We start from the raw sequence: 14,343 nt of genomic DNA, 5'->3' as shown, positions 1-14,343 counted from the left end.
AGCGGCGGGATGTCCGACAGCACGCTGCCTCCGGTCACCAGCGTCCTCTTCGCCTGCACCTACAACGCCATCCGCTCGCCCATGGCCGAGGCGCTGATGAAGCACTACCATGGCCATCGGATCTACGTGGATTCCGTGGGGGTGCGCGAGGGCGACCTGGATCCCTTCATGGTCGCCGTGATGGACGAGATCGGCATCGACGTCCGGCGCCACCATCCCAAGACCTTCGATGACCTCGAGGATACGAGCTTCGACCTCGTCGTCTCGCTCTCGCCCGAAGCGCAGCACCGGGCGGTCGAGCTGACGCGCACCATGGCCTGCGACGTCATCTTCTGGAACACCTTCGATCCGACCCTGATCGAGGGCAGCCGCGAGGCCCGGCTCGATGCCTACCGTCAGGTGCGGGACCAGATCGAGCGCCAGATCCTGAGGGCCTTTCCAACCCAGGGCGGCCCGAACGTGTAGGAAGGCCGCTCAGCGTCCCGGCGCCGGGCCGGGCGGGCCCTCGAAGGGCGGCGGCTTCGGCGCCCGCGCCACGGCCTGCCTTCCCGCCGGCGAGATCCGGGCCAGCGCCTCCGCCAGCACGGCGTGCTGGCGCAGCTCGGCACGGCTTCGGCGTTCCGTGCCGTCGTCCAGCACCGCCCGGAACGCGGCCGCATCGAACGGCTCGGTCCCGACGATGGCATCCAGCCGGGCCCGCTCCTCGCGCAGGCGCGAGCGGAACTCCTCGGCCTCGGGGCCGGGGCTCAGGGCCTCGCGCAGGATGCGGGCGTCCTCTTCCGAGAGCCCAGCCGTCAGATGGCGCACGACGTCGGGGTTGGGGAAGCCGTGGCGCCCGCCCGGGACCGGGGGCGGCGGGCGGAACAAAAGGGCCGGCACCAGCGCTCCCGCAAGGAACAGGTTCAGGGCCAGGGACGCGATCAGCGGCCAGTGTCTCGTCTCGGGACCGGCAAGGCTTCACTCCACCATGGCCAGGAGAGGCGAGGGGGCATAGGCGACGTGCAGAATGCCGTAGCCGGGCACGCCGTAGGACGCCGGCATCACGGCGAGGCCGAAGGAGACACCGGCCGCGACCGCGCCGGTCATGATTCCGGCGGCGATCCAGCGGCCGGCGACGCGCCAGCTTCCGTCGGGTGCCAGGCATGTCGTGCCGTAGGCGGCCTGCAGCCGACCTCCGACCTGGACCGCCGTCTGATACTCACGGCAGGTCTGCCCGTCTGGCCGGCGATAGGCTTCCGAGGCGGGGACGGCCTGGACGGGCGCTGCCGCTGCCGGGGCGCCCGGGACCACGACCACCGTGGGCGGCGGGGCGACCGCCAGCGCCGCGAAGACGTCGCCGACGCGCCGAAATAGGGGAAGTGGCCACGCCTGTGGTGATGCCAGGGTGTGGCGAGCGCAGGGTTCGTGCCGGTCAGCACCAGCATTGCCCAGTCGATCATGCGAAGTCTGATCAAGCGTGAAGATCGAGCGTCCTTCCGCTGCTTACACGCGCGGAAGGGCGATACCCGACGCAGGTTGGAAAAATTTCTTTCGCAGGCGCCCGATCCGCCGCTTTCAGGTGTGTGGCGTGCCTGCCGCCCGGCCCGCGGGGCCGCGCAGGCGTGCCAGGACGGGCTGCGCCACCTGGTGGATCAGGACGACGATCAGGACACCGAGGACGAGGCCGACCAAGCCCGATGCGGCCGCGGTGGCGAGCCATTCGATCGCTGCTCCTGCCACCGGCACCGCGTGGGCGGCGGCTGCGGCGGCGTCGTGGATCGCATGTCCGATGCCCGGAAGGCCGTACTCCTCGAGCCCGTGGACGATGATTCCGCCGCCGACCCAGAGCATCGCGGCGGTCCCGACCAGGGCGAGCAGCCTGAGGAAGATCGGCATGCCGATGACGAGGCCGCGGCCGAGCGCCCTGGTCAGGGGAGCCAACGCCCGGTCGGCTCCACCGCGCGCCGTCGTCGCCCGCCCGCGGAGCCCGAGCAGAGTCGAGGCGGGGGCGCCGTTCTGCGCCAGCGCAACGCCGGCATCGTCCGCCTTCACGATCAGCGCGACGGCCCCGTAGACGAGCACGGTGATCCCCGCGCCGACCAGTGCGAGCACGAGCACCTGCGTCCAGAACGACGAGGTCTCCGCGGCGACGGTGGACAGGGTTATGGCCATGATCTCCGCGGAAAGGATCAGGTCCGTCTTGATCGCGCTGCGGACCTTCTGCTCCTCGAACTGGTGTGGGGTGCCCGCAGGGCCGGGAGGCTCGCCGCCATGGCCATGATGCGCGGCATGGGGCCAAACGGCCTCGATGACCTTTTCTGCGCCCTCGTAGCACAGGAAAGCGCCGCCCAGCATCAGCAGCGGGGTGATCGCCCAGGGCGCGACCAGGCTGAGCAGCAGGGCCGCGGGCAGGAGGTACAGCAGCTTGTTCTTCAGCGAGCCAAGGGCGATCCGGCCGATGATCGGCAGCTCCCGCTCGGCCGTGAAGCCCACCACGTAGCGCGGCGTCACGGCGGCATCGTCCACGACGACCCCCGCGGCCTTGGCGCCCGCCCGCGCGGCCTGGCCGGCGGCATCGTCGAGGGAGGCAGCGGCGACCTTCGCCAGGGCGGCGACGTCGTCGAGCAGCGCGATCAGTCCTGTGCTCAAGGCGGGGGCTCCCGTCGAACCAGTTCCGGCAGGCCGCGCCCGAGGGCCGGCGCGAGGTTCAACACGCGGGAGCGGGACTCGGTCACCGGCCGCGATGTTCGGCCGGGCTCTGGAACTCCGGGAAGGAGGAAAGACGCCATTTGCGGAAAGGCGCCCCTCCCCGCGTGGAGAGGGGCGCGCCTGGGGCCGTCAGTTCATGCCGACGGGCGTCGGGGTCTTCGCGGTGCTGGGCGGGAGGATCGGATACTCGATCCGCGGCTGCTCGCCGGTCAGGGTGCCGAGGAAGGCCACGATGGAGGTGACGTCGGCGTCGCTGAGCTTCTCGCCGAGTTGGCTCTGGCCCATGATCGCGACCGCCTGGCGGAGGTCCCAGACCTTGCCCGAGTGGAAGTAGGGATAGGTCAGCGCGACGTTCCGGAGCGGCGGGGCCCGGAAGACGTAGTTGTCGTCGGCCGTGTTGGTGACCGCGAAGCGACCCTTGTCGTCCGCAGGCAGGATGTCGGCGCCGGGCTTCTCGATGACGCCGAAGGGATAGTAGCCGTTGCCGCCGATGTTGATGCCGTTGTGGCAGGCGGAGCAGCCCTTGTCCATGAACAGCGCCAGGCCGCTCTTCTCGGCCGCCGTCAGCGCGTCGGTCTTGCCTTCGAGATACTGGTCGAACCGCGCGCCCGGCGTGATCAGCGTCGCCTCGAAGGCCTCGATGGCCCTGGCGACGTTGTCGAAGCTCACGGGCTTCTTCTCGCCCGGAAACGCGCCCTCGAAGGTCCGGACGTAGGCGGGGATCGAGTTCAGGATCGTGACCACGCGCTCCGGCTTGCTGTTCATCTCGACGCCGGCCTGGATCGGGCCCTTGGCCTGAGCCTTGAGATCCTCGGCGCGGCCGTCCCAGAACTGCGCCTGGTTGAGGACGGCATTCAGGACGGTCGGCGCGTTGCGCGGGCCCTTGGCCCAGCCGTGCCCGATCGACGTCTCTAGGTTGTCGCCGCCGCCCATGCCGAGGTTGTGGCAGGTGTTGCAGCTCAGCAGCCCGCTGGCCGAGAGGCGCGGGTCGAAGAACAGCTGCTTGCCGAGCTCGATCTTGTCGCGGGTGACCGCATTGTCCTTGACCGCCGGAAGGACCGACGGAATCGGCTTGAAGACCTCCCTCGCGCGTTCGAGCAGCGGGTCCGCGGCCGACGCCTGCCCCGCCGCCAGCGCGACCGCCAGCAGGGACGTGACCGTCAGAAGAAATTTCATCGTTGGTGCCTCCTAGCCTTGATGGCTGGAGGGTCGGTCCACTCCATCGCAATGCACATTGATGCGGATCAATGCTTTGGGGTACCGATCAATGGCTCGGTCGCGGCTTCGGCGCTCTCCGGGCGCGGTCCTCGCGGCCCGGCGTAGGTGAATGGGAGCACCCCGCCGCTGGCGCTGCCGATCGCCAGGGTCCGCGCTGCGACAATCCCACGCAGCGTCATCTCTCGCCCGCGGGCCCGCCCGACGGGATGCGCGGCGCGCCTTGGCCGGGCTCACCGCAGGGATCCCCCACGGGCGATCACTGGAGGGTCATCACTGAAAGGCGATCACCGGCCCGCGACCTGCCCCGCCTGGGGGCCGTCCGTGATCGCCTGATAGACCATCTGCTTGAACAGCTTGCGGTGATAGGTCCGGCCCGGTCCCATCGACTGGCTCATCATCACGGCGGCGATCCGCTCCTGCGGGTCGACCCAGAAATAGGTCCCGCCGTAGCCCGCCCACAGGAACTCGCCCTTCGATCCCGGCACGCCGGCGATGCCATCGCCCTCGCGCACCGCGAAGCCCAGGCCGAAGGTGTAGCCCGGCGTTCCGAGCAGCAGCTCGCCCGGGCTGACCACCGGCGTGATGCGGGTCCCGAGATGGTCCGAGGTCATTAGCCGCACCGTAGTCGGGCTGAGGACCCTGACGCCGTCGAGCTCGCCGCCATTGGCGAGCATCTGCAGGAAGCGGAGATAATCCCCGGCCGTCGAGACGCCGCCCGCACCGCCGGAGTCGTTCCGCGGCGGGGTCGAGACGTCGAGCATCGCGTTCCGCGCGCCGCTCGCGGACCCGGTCGCGGAGCCGGCCGCAGGGCCGGTCGGCAGGGGTTCCGCCAGCCGGGCCAGGGCCTGCTGCGGCACGGAGAACCCCGTGTCGTTCATCCTGAGGGGTTCGAACAGCCGCTGGCGCAGGAACTCGCCGAGGCGCATCCCCGACACCTTCTCGACGACGCGGCCCAGGACGTCCGTGGCCAGGCTGTATTCCCACCGGGTGCCAGGCTGATGGACGAGCGGCGCCTGGGCGAGCGCCCTGACCTGGTCCTCGGGCGTCACGTCCCGCAACTCGTATTCCGTCCCGTCGGCCTGGTAGACCCCGGCCTTGGCGTAGCCCTCCTTCACGGCCGTGTTCTCGGTGGTCTCGCCATAGGTCAGCCCCGCGGTGTGGCGCAGCAGGTCCTGCACCGTCGCCTGGCGCTCCGCCGCCACCGTCGTGTAGGTGATCTTTCCGTACGGGTCGGTCCGCCCGACGCTGACCGGAGTGCTCGCGAATTCCGGGAGATACCTGGAGACGGGGTCGGTGAGCTGGAGCCGGCCATCCTCCATGAGCAGCATGGCGCCGACCGAGGCCAGGGGCTTGGTCATGGAGTAGATGCGGAAGATGGCGTCCTCCGTCATCGGCTTGCCTGCCTGCTTGTCCTGGAACCCGATCGTGCTGGAATAGGCGAGCATGCCGTTGCGCGCGACGAGCATCACCACGCCTGCCAGCCTGCCCGCGTCGACCTCGGAGCGGAAGACCTGCTCGATCTTCCCCAGCCTCTCGGCCGACATCCCGACCCTGGCCGGGTCGGTGACCGGCAGGCTGCCCGCCCAGGCGATGCCGGGTGCCGACGCGGCGAGAAGGCCCAGGAGCGTGGCACCGCCGATCCGCGCGCTCAGCTGTCTCGTGATGCTGTCTTGCATGGCTTTCATCCCTCGGTTTCCAGAACGGGGTAGCCCTAGGGCACGCAACGGAGCACGCAGCAGGGCGTGGCGGGATGGAGATGAGGCGCGGGGCCGGCGTGCGGGTTCTCCACCTACGATGCCCTAGACAGGGAGACGCCTATCCGGCGCGGCGCTTCCTTGGCAGGGGGCTGTGCCTCCACGGATGCCGACGGCCAGGTTTCTGCCCGGGCCGCGCGGGGGCGCCGCCCGGGCGTCTCTCCCCGGACGGCCTGGTCCTGGTGAAGACACGAAGCGGGTCGGGTCCTGCGTTGCTGCCGGATCACCGCGACCGTCCCGGCGACCAGGGTGGCTGCGTCCGCCAGGACGACCGGGGACCAGATCAGGAGATCGTGAGCAAGCCAGAACGGCGCGCCGGCGACCACGAGGAGGCGCGTTCGCTCGGGGCTCTCCAGAACCCGGCCGATGACGATGAAGGCGGTGCCGGCAACCGCCAGCAGCGACGGGAGCCCGTTCCAGGTCAGGGCGGCGGCGGTGACCACGAGCGGCGCCAGCGCATAGGGGATCCATCGCAGGTTCGAACGCGCCCCGAAAAGGAGCGAGGCGCTGATCTGGGCTGCGCCCAGCGTATTGACGGCGGCGGCCGTGGCGGCTCCGGTCAGCGTGTAATGAAGCGCAAGGCTCGCGATCCCCGCGAGTTGCAGGAGCAGCATGGCCGCGCGCCCATGCAGGAGAGGCCACAGGGCCAGGCTGGCCATGCCGACGAATGCGAGAAGCAGGGCCAGGATGTCATCGAGCGTCCCCGTCAGCATGTCGACCGCCTGCACCTGCATATGCTGGACAATCGGCCGGCGGCTTCGCGTGGTGGGGTCTCCCGGAGGTTGTCGTGCCTTCGGGCGCCCGATGGAAGGCACGCAACGGGCCTTGCGCGGCCGGCGCGAAATGGCGTGTCGCGCCGGGAGATAATTGGATCCTCTGGCATATCATCTCCCCATGCATCGTGTTACTTGCTCTGCACGGGGCGGATCGAGATATGCAAAAATAAAGTTGTGCCCTCTGCAGGGTGGCGCCAAAAGTACGGCAGCCACGCGTGAAGGATACCGCTGGCCGGTTGCCGGCGTGTTTCGGATTCGGTGAGATTTGTTAACTTTGAAACGCAAGAAGTCTTGCGCCGGTCCGGGAAATTCGCTGGGTGACGTCGCTGCCGCGGTGCTGCCAGGTCAGGGGACCTCGACCACCTCGATCTTGATGGCGGCGTAATAGGCCGCAAGATTCGCGATATCCTCGTCCGAGAGGCCCTGGGCGATCACCGACATCTGCTCGTGCTTGCGTTCGCCCGAGCGGAACGCGCGAAGCTGGCGCTCCAGATAGGCCGGGCTCTCGCCGCCGATATTGGCGGCATCGGGCTGCTTGGCCATGCCATCCATCCCGTGGCAGACGGCGCACATGGCGGCCTTGGCCTTCCCGGCGGCCACCTCCGCCGCATGGACAGGCGCGGCGTGGCAAAGGGCCGCGAGGGCAGAGCCCAGGAGGATCGTCCGGAAACCGTTCATCTCGACCGCATCGGCAGCGAAGGGGCAGGGCGGAAGGAAGGGAAAAGAATGCGGCACCCGGAGCAGGCCGGGTGCCGCCAAGGCGGAGGCGGCGCGCCGCTACTGGGCGCTGTAGGAGATGCGGTAGATGGCGCCCGCGAAATCGTCCGAGACCAGCAGCGAGCCGTCCTGCATCATCTTCACGTCGACGGGCCGGCCCAGATACTCGCCGGTCGGCTGCAGCCAGCCATCGGCGAAGATCTCGGTCTGACCGGCGCTCCCGTCCTCCTTCACCGGCGTGAACATCACCCGCGCGCCGATCGGCTTGGTCCTGTTCCAGGAGCCGTGCTGGGCGCTGAAGATCCCGTTCCGGTACTTGGCGGGGAAGGCTTCTCCCCGGTAGAAGGTCATGCCGAGATCGGCCGCATGGGCGTCCATCTCGACCTCGGGGAAGACGACCCCTTGGGGCGGCTCCTTGCCCTGGTATTCCGCGGTTTGCGTCCTGCCGCCGCCGTACCAGGGGAAGCCGAAGTTCTGCCCGACCTGTGTCAGGCGGTTGAGCTCGCCCGCCGGCTTGTCGTCGCCCATGCCGTCGACCTGGTTGTCGGTGAACCAGAGCTGTCCGTTGGCCGGGTTGACGTCCATGCCGACGGAGTTGCGGACGCCGCGCGCGAGCACCTCGCGGTTCTTGCCGTCGCGGTCCATACGGATGATGCCGCCGATTCCCCACTTGTCGTAGACCGACAGCTTCTCCGGTGCCGGCACGTTGAAGGGCTGGCCGAGCGTGACGTAGAGCTTGTTGTCGGGGCCGATCACGCAGGTGCGCGCGCCGTGGTTGAAGGACTCCTCCTCGGGCGGGATCAGCTCGCCCTGCGGCACGACCACGTCGACCGCCACGTCGGGACTCTCGTAGAAGAATTCGGCCGCGGGATAGACCATGATGCGGTTGTGCTCGACGACATAGAGGAAGCCGTCGGGGCTGAAGCAGGTGCCGTTTGGCACCTTCAGATTGATCGAGGGTGCGAAGCGCTTGACCTCGTCGCCGACGCGATCCCGGTCGCGGTCCGTCACCGCCCACACGTCGGATTTCCTCGTGCCGACGAAGACGACGCCGGCATTGGTGCCGACCGCCATGTGCCGGGCGTCGGGGACCACGGCATAGAGTTCGATCCTGAAGCCAGGCGGCAGCTTCACCTTCTCCAGGTTCTTGCGGAGCTGGTCGGCCTTCCGGCCCTCCTGCGGGATCTGCTTGATCTCGAGCGGGGCGCCCGTTCCCTTGAACTGGCGGAGCTTCTCGATGTTGTCGGCGGGGGCCGCCGTCTGGGCCTGGGCCGTCGCGACGAGGCCCGCCGCGATCGCCAGGGCGGTGGACGCGGCCAGCAGTGTCCGAAGCATCTGGATCCTCCCTCGATTCCGGGCGGCCGTCCGGCGGCCCCCGATTCTTGATGCAGGCAGAACCGGTCCGAATGTCCGGCCCTCATGGACGCACGTCTCCCCGGTCCGCGGCGCACGTCCCGTGCGGCGGTTTCCGCGGATTCACCCCTCGCGGCTCCGTCCGCGCGACCCGGCGGTGCGGACGGTTGCAAAGGGCGGCTAGACCCGCGCGCTCGCGTAGCAGTTGATCTCCATGCCGCACGCGATCTCGACGACCTTCGGGGACTTCCACTTGGTCATCTCGTCCTCCCTGGTTGCGGTACGGTTCTGGTGCGGGGGCGGTCCCGAGCCTCCGGGCGCCCTGAAAACCGTACATCAAGCAGCCTCGGCGCGAGAAATAGACTCTTGTACTAAGCAATCCGTGTCGCTGACGAATTCGGCGCGGCCGAAAGACCACAGGATAAATGTGGGTTCTTCCCGGCGGTCCCCTTGCGCGAAGGGGGAGCTGCGACCACATCCGGGTCAGTCCTCCAGGACTGCACAGACGTGGGTCGGAGCCGGGCGTGCCTGACAGGGCGCCCGCACGAGAGGGGAGAGAACATGGATTTCGAGAAGTACACCGAGCGCTCGCGCGGGTTCGTCCAGGCTGCCCAGACGCTTGCGCTGCGTCGTGGCCATCAGCGGCTGACGCCCGAGCACCTCCTGAAGACGCTGCTCGACGACAAGGAAGGGCTGGCGGCCAACCTGATCCGTGCGGCCGGTGGCGATCCTGCCCGTGCCCTGGCGGCGGTGGACGCCGAGATCGACCGGATGCCCAAGGTCGAAGGCAGCGGCGCCGGGCAGGTATACCTGACGCCCGAGCTGGCGCGCGTCTTCGAGAGTGCCGAGAAGCTCGCGGAGAAGGCCGGCGACAGCTTCGTGACGGCCGAGCGTATGCTGCTCGCCCTGGCCATGGCCGAGGGGTCCCCTGCTTCGAAGGCGCTGAAGTCCGGCGGGATCACGCCGCAGGCGCTGAACCAGGCCGTCAACGAGGTCCGCAAGGGCCGCACCGCGGACACCGCCTCGGCCGAGCAGGGCTACGACGCGCTGAAGAAGTATGCCCGGGACCTGACCGAGGCCGCGCGCGAGAACAAGCTCGATCCCGTCATCGGCCGCGACGAGGAGGTCCGGCGCTGCATTCAGGTGCTGGCGCGGCGGACCAAGAACAACCCCGTCCTGATCGGCGAGCCCGGCGTCGGCAAGACCGCTATCGTCGAGGGGCTGGCCCAGCGCATCGTGAAGGGCGACGTGCCCGAGGGGCTGAAGGACAAGCGCCTGCTCGCGCTCGATCTGGGCGCGCTGGTGGCCGGCGCCAAGTTCCGCGGCGAGTTCGAGGAGCGGCTGAAGGCCGTCCTGCAGGAGATCACGGCAGCCGAGGGCGAGATCGTCCTCTTCATCGACGAGATCCACACCCTGGTCGGCGCGGGCAAGGCGGAGGGCGCCATGGACGCGTCCAACATGCTGAAGCCGGCGCTGGCCCGCGGCGAGCTGCACTGCATCGGCGCGACGACGCTGGACGAGTACCGCAAGTACATCGAGAAGGACGCGGCGCTCGCCCGGCGCTTCCAGTCCGTCTTCGTGAACGAGCCCTCGGTGGAGGATACGATCTCGATCCTGCGCGGCCTGAAGGAGCGCTACGAGGTCCATCACGGCGTGCGCATCACCGATGCCGCGATCGTGGCGGCGGCGACGCTCTCGAACCGCTACATCACGGACCGGTTCCTGCCGGACAAGGCGATTGACCTCGTGGATGAGGCCGCCTCGCGGCTGCGCATGGAGGTCGACAGCAAGCCCGAGGCGATCGACGAGCTCGACCGGCGCATCATCCAGCTCAAGATCGAGCGGGAGGCGCTGAAGAAGGAGACGGACCAGGGCTCGCGCGATCGGCTCGGCAGGCTCGAGGACGAGCTCGCGGACCTGGAGGCCCGCTCGGCCGAGCTGACGGCGAAGTGGCAGGCCGAGAAGGACCAGCTCCAGGGGGCCCAGAAGCTCAAGGAGCAGCTCGACCGCGCCCGCCACGAGCAGGAGGAGGCCCAGCGCCGCGGCGACTGGAACCGGGTGGCCGAGCTTGCCTACGGAATCGTGCCCGAGCTCGAGCGCAAGATCCAGGCGGCCGAGGCGAGCGCCGCCAGCCGCATGCTGCAGGAGGAGGTCCGCGAGGAGGACATCGCGGGCGTCGTCAGCCGCTGGACCGGCATCCCCGTCGACAAGATGATGACGGGCGAGCGCGAGAAGCTGCTGGCGATGGAGGAGCGCCTGCGCCTGCGGGTGGTCGGGCAGGACGACGCGGTGGTGGCCGTCGCCAATGCGGTCCGGCGTGCGCGTGCCGGGCTGCAGGACCCGAACCGGCCGATCGGCTCGTTCCTGTTCCTGGGACCCACGGGCGTCGGCAAGACCGAGCTGACCAAGGCGCTGGCCGAGTTCCTGTTCGACGACGAGACGGCCATGGTGCGCCTCGACATGTCGGAATACATGGAGAAGCACTCGGTGGCCCGCATGATCGGCGCGCCTCCGGGCTATGTCGGCTACGAGGAGGGCGGGGCGCTGACCGAGGCGGTCCGCCGGCGGCCGTACCAGGTCATCCTGTTCGACGAGATCGAGAAGGCCCATCCCGACGTCTTCAACGTGCTGCTGCAGGTGCTCGATGACGGGCGCCTGACGGACGGGCAGGGGCGTACGGTCGACTTCCGCAACACGGTCATCATCATGACCTCGAACCTCGGCTCCGAGGTGCTCGCGGCCCAGGCCGAGGGCGAGGACGTGGAGGCCGTGCGCGGCGACGTGATGGAGGTCGTGCGGGGCGCCTTCAGGCCGGAGTTCCTGAACCGGCTCGACGAGATCCTGCTGTTCCGGCGCCTCAGCCGCGGGCACATGACGGGCATCGTCGAGATCCAGCTCGGGCGCCTGCGCGGGATGCTGGCGGAGCGCGACATCCGGCTCGAACTCGACGAGGACGCGCGCCAGTTGCTCGCGGAGGCCGGCTACGACCCGGTCTACGGCGCGCGGCCGCTGAAGCGGGTGATCCAGCGCTCGCTGCAGAACCCGCTGGCGACCATGATCCTGGAAGGCCGGGTCAAGGACGGTGACACGCTCCATATCGGGGCGGAGGCCGGGACCCTGACGATCAACGGCCAGCCGGTCACCCTGGGGACGCGCCCGGTCAGCCCCGCTCCCGCGCAGGGCTGGAGCGGGTCGGCCGGCACCGTGCACTGAGGGCCGGGGCGCACCCGGACGCCGGGCCGCCCGGAATGCGAAAGGCCCCCGCCTCGCGGCGGGGGCCTTTTTGTTTCGAAGGCGGGTCGTTCCGGAGGCGGTCCTCTCAGCAGGGGGCGTCGGTACACGCCTTCTGCGCCGCGGAGGGCTGGTCCTTGGCGGCCACGCCCTTGAGGCCGACCGTCTCCGCGATCTGCGGCTCGCTGCTGCGGATCTCGGCATACTGCCGCTCGAGCTCCGCGATCATCGTGCGGAACGCCGCGAGCTCCTTGCCCTCGAGCATCTGGCCGGTGGGCAGGTCGATGCTCATGGGGTTCACCTGCCGCTCGTTCCGCAGGACCTCGTAGTGCAGGTGCGGCCCGGTGGACCGGCCGGTGGACCCGACATACCCGATCACGTCGCCCTGGCGGACGCGCCCGCCGCGCTTCACCCCCGGCGCGAACCGGCTCATATGGGCGTAGGCGGTCGAGATTTCCTTGTTGTGGCGGATCCGCACGTAGTTGCCGTAGGCCCCCTTGGCTCCCGCCTCGTCCACGGTCCCCGCGCCGGCGGCGTAGATCGGGGTGCCGGGAGGCGCGCCGAAGTCGATGCCCGCATGCAGCTTGCTGTAGCCGAGGATCGGGTGGCGGCGCAGGCCGAAGCCGGAGGTCAGCCGGGCGCCGTCTACCGGCGTGCGCAGAAGGGCCTTGCGGATGCTCTCGCCCTGGCTGTTGAAGTAGTCGATCACTCCGTCGCGGGTCTTGTACCGGTAGAAGGTCGTCGGCTTTCCCGACATCGTCAGCTCGGCGACAAGGATGTCGCCCTCGCCGGCGGCGTCCCCCTGGTCCGTGAACTGCCGCTGGTAGAGCACGCGGAACTCGTCGTCGCGCTGGATGTCGCGCTGGAAGTCGACGTCATAGGAGAAGAGCTTGATCACCTCGCTCAGGACGGCGATCGGAACCCCCGCCGAGACGCCCGCCTCGAACAGGCTGGACGAGATGCGGGCCGATGCCGCGACGAGCTTCGTCTCGAGGGGCCGGTCGACGGCCTTCGCCTCGTAAGAGTCGTCGGGGCTGCGCTGGACCGTGACCGAGCGCTGGACGTTGGGGGTGATGGTCAGGCCCATGAAGCGGTCCTGGCCGCCGGCGCGGTCGAACATCACCGCGATCTCCTGTCCGGCCTGCAGCAGGCGCGGGTTGAAGACGCGGCGCAGGGCGTCGATCGCCTGGATTGCCTCGTCGCGCGGCACCGCTGCGTTCACGAGGACGCCCAGCAGCGTGTCGCCGCGACCGACCTCGACCACCATGTGGCGCAGGCTGGCCTCGTCCTCCGCCGGCGACTCCGTCGCTTCGATGTCGGCGAGCGCGGTTCCGGCCGGGTCGGCGATGACATCGCTCTCGGGGCCATCGGCGGCCGGTGCCGGTGCGTCCGCCGCGACTGCAGGCAGCTCCTCCGCGGCCGCGGGCTGGTCTTGGACCGTCGCCGGAAGACCGGACGTCGAGGGGGCGAGCGGGGGCGCCGCGTCCTGTGCGATGGCGGGCGCCTCGGCGTCGGATCCCGCTTCGAAGCTCAGATGGGCGGAGACGCCCATGAGTCCTGCGGTGACGGCCGCGGCGGCGGGCAGGATGACTACCCAACGACGCAAGGCCGGGCCTCCCTGATGGTGTCGCGCACTGTCCCGTTCCTTCGTTTTCTGGGGGGAAGGGCTTGGTGTGGACTGGTGGAGCGACGATGAGGTTCAGATTTATCACTGTCAACGAGAATGTATGACGAATCGCGGAGTTTTTCCTTGACCCGCCAGATCCTCGCCGCAGCTTGCCGCTCCGTGTGAGGATCCTGTGCCAAGTCGCTGGTCTAGTCCAGCTTTCTGCGGCGAAACGTCCTTCAGGGAGAGGATGGCACTGACACGAAGCTCCGCCGAATGGGCTATGACTCGGGGGCGGGCCGGCCGGGGATTCGCGCCTGCGGGCAGTGTTTTCAAAGGAAGAGACCATGGGGAAGACCATGTCCGATCTGTCTTCGGGCGGCGTGCTGGAGGGGGGCTGCCAGTGCGGCCGGGTCCGCTACGAGATCCGCGGACGGCCCGTCGGCATCTACGTCTGCCACTGTCGCGAATGCCGCAAGCAGTCGGCATCCGCTTTCGGCATCTCGGTCATGGTGCGTTCCGCCGATCTCGTGCTCCTGTCCGGCACGCCGGGGATCTGGACCCGTGCGGCGACCGTCGGCGTTACGCTGGACTGCGCCTTCTGCCCGAGCTGCGGGTCGAGGCTGTGGCACGGCGACCGGCACCGCGACGCCGTGGTCAGCGTCAAGGGCGGCTCGCTCGATGCGCCGCTCGACCTGTCGGGAGCCATCCATATATGGACGTCCCGGAAGCTGCCGGGCGTCGTGATCCCTGCCGGGGCGGAGACCCATTCCGAGGAGCCGCCCGCCTAGGCCGGCCATGGGCCTGCGGGGGCATGGCGGGAACGGCATGTCCCGGATCGCGCCTGCACCGCGCTGTCACGGGAGTGAAAGAAACCGCTTGCCAGCCGATCCGGCCCGGCCTATATACCGGCTCCCGACGCGATGGCGGCCCTGGCCGCGGCGCGACGGACCGGCCGGGAAGCCGGGTTTCGGACGCGCTGTCCGGGGCCGCGCCGGCC

The 14,343-nt window shown here is 69.4% G+C and carries 13 protein-coding genes; 3 read left to right on the top strand and 10 right to left on the bottom strand.

The window, feature by feature from the left end; genetic code table 11:
• Nucleotides 1-9 precede the first annotated feature (9 nt).
• Nucleotides 10-465, top strand: coding sequence for an arsenate reductase ArsC (locus JUB13_RS04180; RefSeq protein ID WP_207477466.1), 456 nt, complete (start codon nucleotides 10-12; stop codon nucleotides 463-465).
• Between the two features lie 9 nt (nucleotides 466-474).
• On the opposite strand, the gene JUB13_RS04175 is transcribed toward JUB13_RS04180, so the two are convergent.
• The 9 genes from JUB13_RS04175 to pqqA form a co-directional block, all read right to left on the bottom strand.
• Entirely contained in the window at nucleotides 475-906 is a 432-nt protein-coding gene (locus JUB13_RS04175; protein WP_268914339.1) for a periplasmic heavy metal sensor, read from the bottom strand.
• A 51-nt stretch (nucleotides 907-957) separates the two neighbouring features.
• Entirely contained in the window at nucleotides 958-1,296 is a 339-nt protein-coding gene (locus tag JUB13_RS04170) for a hypothetical protein (RefSeq protein ID WP_207477464.1), read from the bottom strand.
• Nucleotides 1,297-1,554: 258 nt separating this feature from the next.
• Nucleotides 1,555-2,628 (bottom strand): DUF808 domain-containing protein, encoded by a 1,074-nt coding sequence (locus JUB13_RS04165; RefSeq protein WP_207477463.1) that lies wholly within the window; start codon nucleotides 2,626-2,628, stop codon nucleotides 1,555-1,557.
• A 189-nt stretch (nucleotides 2,629-2,817) separates the two neighbouring features.
• Nucleotides 2,818-3,864, bottom strand: a complete 1,047-nt coding sequence (locus tag JUB13_RS04160; RefSeq protein ID WP_207477462.1) for a cytochrome-c peroxidase — start codon at nucleotides 3,862-3,864, stop codon at nucleotides 2,818-2,820.
• Between the two features lie 326 nt (nucleotides 3,865-4,190).
• Nucleotides 4,191-5,582 carry a serine hydrolase domain-containing protein gene (locus JUB13_RS04155; RefSeq protein ID WP_207477461.1) on the bottom strand — a complete coding sequence of 464 codons (1,392 nt, stop codon included), beginning with the start codon at nucleotides 5,580-5,582 and terminating at the stop codon, nucleotides 4,191-4,193.
• Nucleotides 5,583-5,695: 113 nt separating this feature from the next.
• The gene (locus JUB13_RS04150) at nucleotides 5,696-6,394 is read right to left on the bottom strand and encodes a YgjV family protein (RefSeq protein WP_207477460.1); all 699 of its coding nucleotides are present in this window, start codon (nucleotides 6,392-6,394) and stop codon (nucleotides 5,696-5,698) included.
• A 387-nt stretch (nucleotides 6,395-6,781) separates the two neighbouring features.
• Nucleotides 6,782-7,114 (bottom strand): c-type cytochrome, encoded by a 333-nt coding sequence (locus tag JUB13_RS04145; RefSeq protein WP_207477459.1) that lies wholly within the window; start codon nucleotides 7,112-7,114, stop codon nucleotides 6,782-6,784.
• Nucleotides 7,115-7,213: 99 nt separating this feature from the next.
• Nucleotides 7,214-8,488 carry a PQQ-dependent sugar dehydrogenase gene (locus JUB13_RS04140; protein ID WP_207477458.1) on the bottom strand — a complete coding sequence of 425 codons (1,275 nt, stop codon included), beginning with the start codon at nucleotides 8,486-8,488 and terminating at the stop codon, nucleotides 7,214-7,216.
• Between the two features lie 198 nt (nucleotides 8,489-8,686).
• Entirely contained in the window at nucleotides 8,687-8,767 is an 81-nt protein-coding gene (gene pqqA / locus JUB13_RS32185) for a pyrroloquinoline quinone precursor peptide PqqA (RefSeq protein ID WP_207478083.1), read from the bottom strand.
• Nucleotides 8,768-9,067: 300 nt separating this feature from the next.
• Here pqqA and clpB point away from each other — a divergent pair, with 300 nt between their 5' ends.
• Nucleotides 9,068-11,719 (top strand): ATP-dependent chaperone ClpB, encoded by a 2,652-nt coding sequence (gene clpB, locus JUB13_RS04130; RefSeq protein ID WP_207477457.1) that lies wholly within the window; start codon nucleotides 9,068-9,070, stop codon nucleotides 11,717-11,719.
• 106 nt (nucleotides 11,720-11,825) lie between these two features.
• Here clpB and JUB13_RS04125 read toward each other — a convergent pair whose 3' ends face one another.
• A complete protein-coding gene (locus JUB13_RS04125; RefSeq protein WP_236024737.1) occupies nucleotides 11,826-13,343 on the bottom strand; it encodes a M23 family metallopeptidase in 1,518 nt (505 codons plus the stop codon).
• Nucleotides 13,344-13,702: 359 nt separating this feature from the next.
• Here JUB13_RS04125 and JUB13_RS04120 point away from each other — a divergent pair, with 359 nt between their 5' ends.
• Nucleotides 13,703-14,134 (top strand): GFA family protein, encoded by a 432-nt coding sequence (locus JUB13_RS04120; RefSeq protein WP_207477456.1) that lies wholly within the window; start codon nucleotides 13,703-13,705, stop codon nucleotides 14,132-14,134.
• Nucleotides 14,135-14,343 lie beyond the last annotated feature (209 nt).

The sequence above is a fragment of the Arenibaculum pallidiluteum genome (assembly GCF_017355985.1).
Classification (GTDB): Bacteria; Pseudomonadota; Alphaproteobacteria; order Azospirillales; family Azospirillaceae; genus Arenibaculum; species Arenibaculum pallidiluteum.
The sequence above is the reverse complement of the archived record's forward strand: the minus strand, read 5'-3'. Positions and strand labels throughout refer to the sequence as shown.

Excerpts from the sequence above, each read along its gene's own strand:
- clpB (WP_207477457.1), top strand. The coding sequence starts at position 9,068 with ATGGATTTCGAGAAGTACACCGAGCGCTCGCGCGGGTTCGTCCAGGCT.
- JUB13_RS04140 (WP_207477458.1), bottom strand. The coding sequence starts at position 8,488 with ATGCTTCGGACACTGCTGGCCGCGTCCACCGCCCTGGCGATCGCGGCG.
- JUB13_RS04160 (WP_207477462.1), bottom strand. The coding sequence starts at position 3,864 with ATGAAATTTCTTCTGACGGTCACGTCCCTGCTGGCGGTCGCGCTGGCG.
- JUB13_RS04145 (WP_207477459.1), bottom strand. The coding sequence starts at position 7,114 with ATGAACGGTTTCCGGACGATCCTCCTGGGCTCTGCCCTCGCGGCCCTT.
- JUB13_RS04155 (WP_207477461.1), bottom strand. The coding sequence starts at position 5,582 with ATGCAAGACAGCATCACGAGACAGCTGAGCGCGCGGATCGGCGGTGCC.
- JUB13_RS04180 (WP_207477466.1), top strand. The coding sequence starts at position 10 with ATGTCCGACAGCACGCTGCCTCCGGTCACCAGCGTCCTCTTCGCCTGC.
- JUB13_RS04150 (WP_207477460.1), bottom strand. The coding sequence starts at position 6,394 with ATGCAGGTGCAGGCGGTCGACATGCTGACGGGGACGCTCGATGACATC.
- JUB13_RS04120 (WP_207477456.1), top strand. The coding sequence starts at position 13,703 with ATGTCCGATCTGTCTTCGGGCGGCGTGCTGGAGGGGGGCTGCCAGTGC.
- pqqA (WP_207478083.1), bottom strand. The coding sequence starts at position 8,767 with ATGACCAAGTGGAAGTCCCCGAAGGTCGTCGAGATCGCGTGCGGCATG.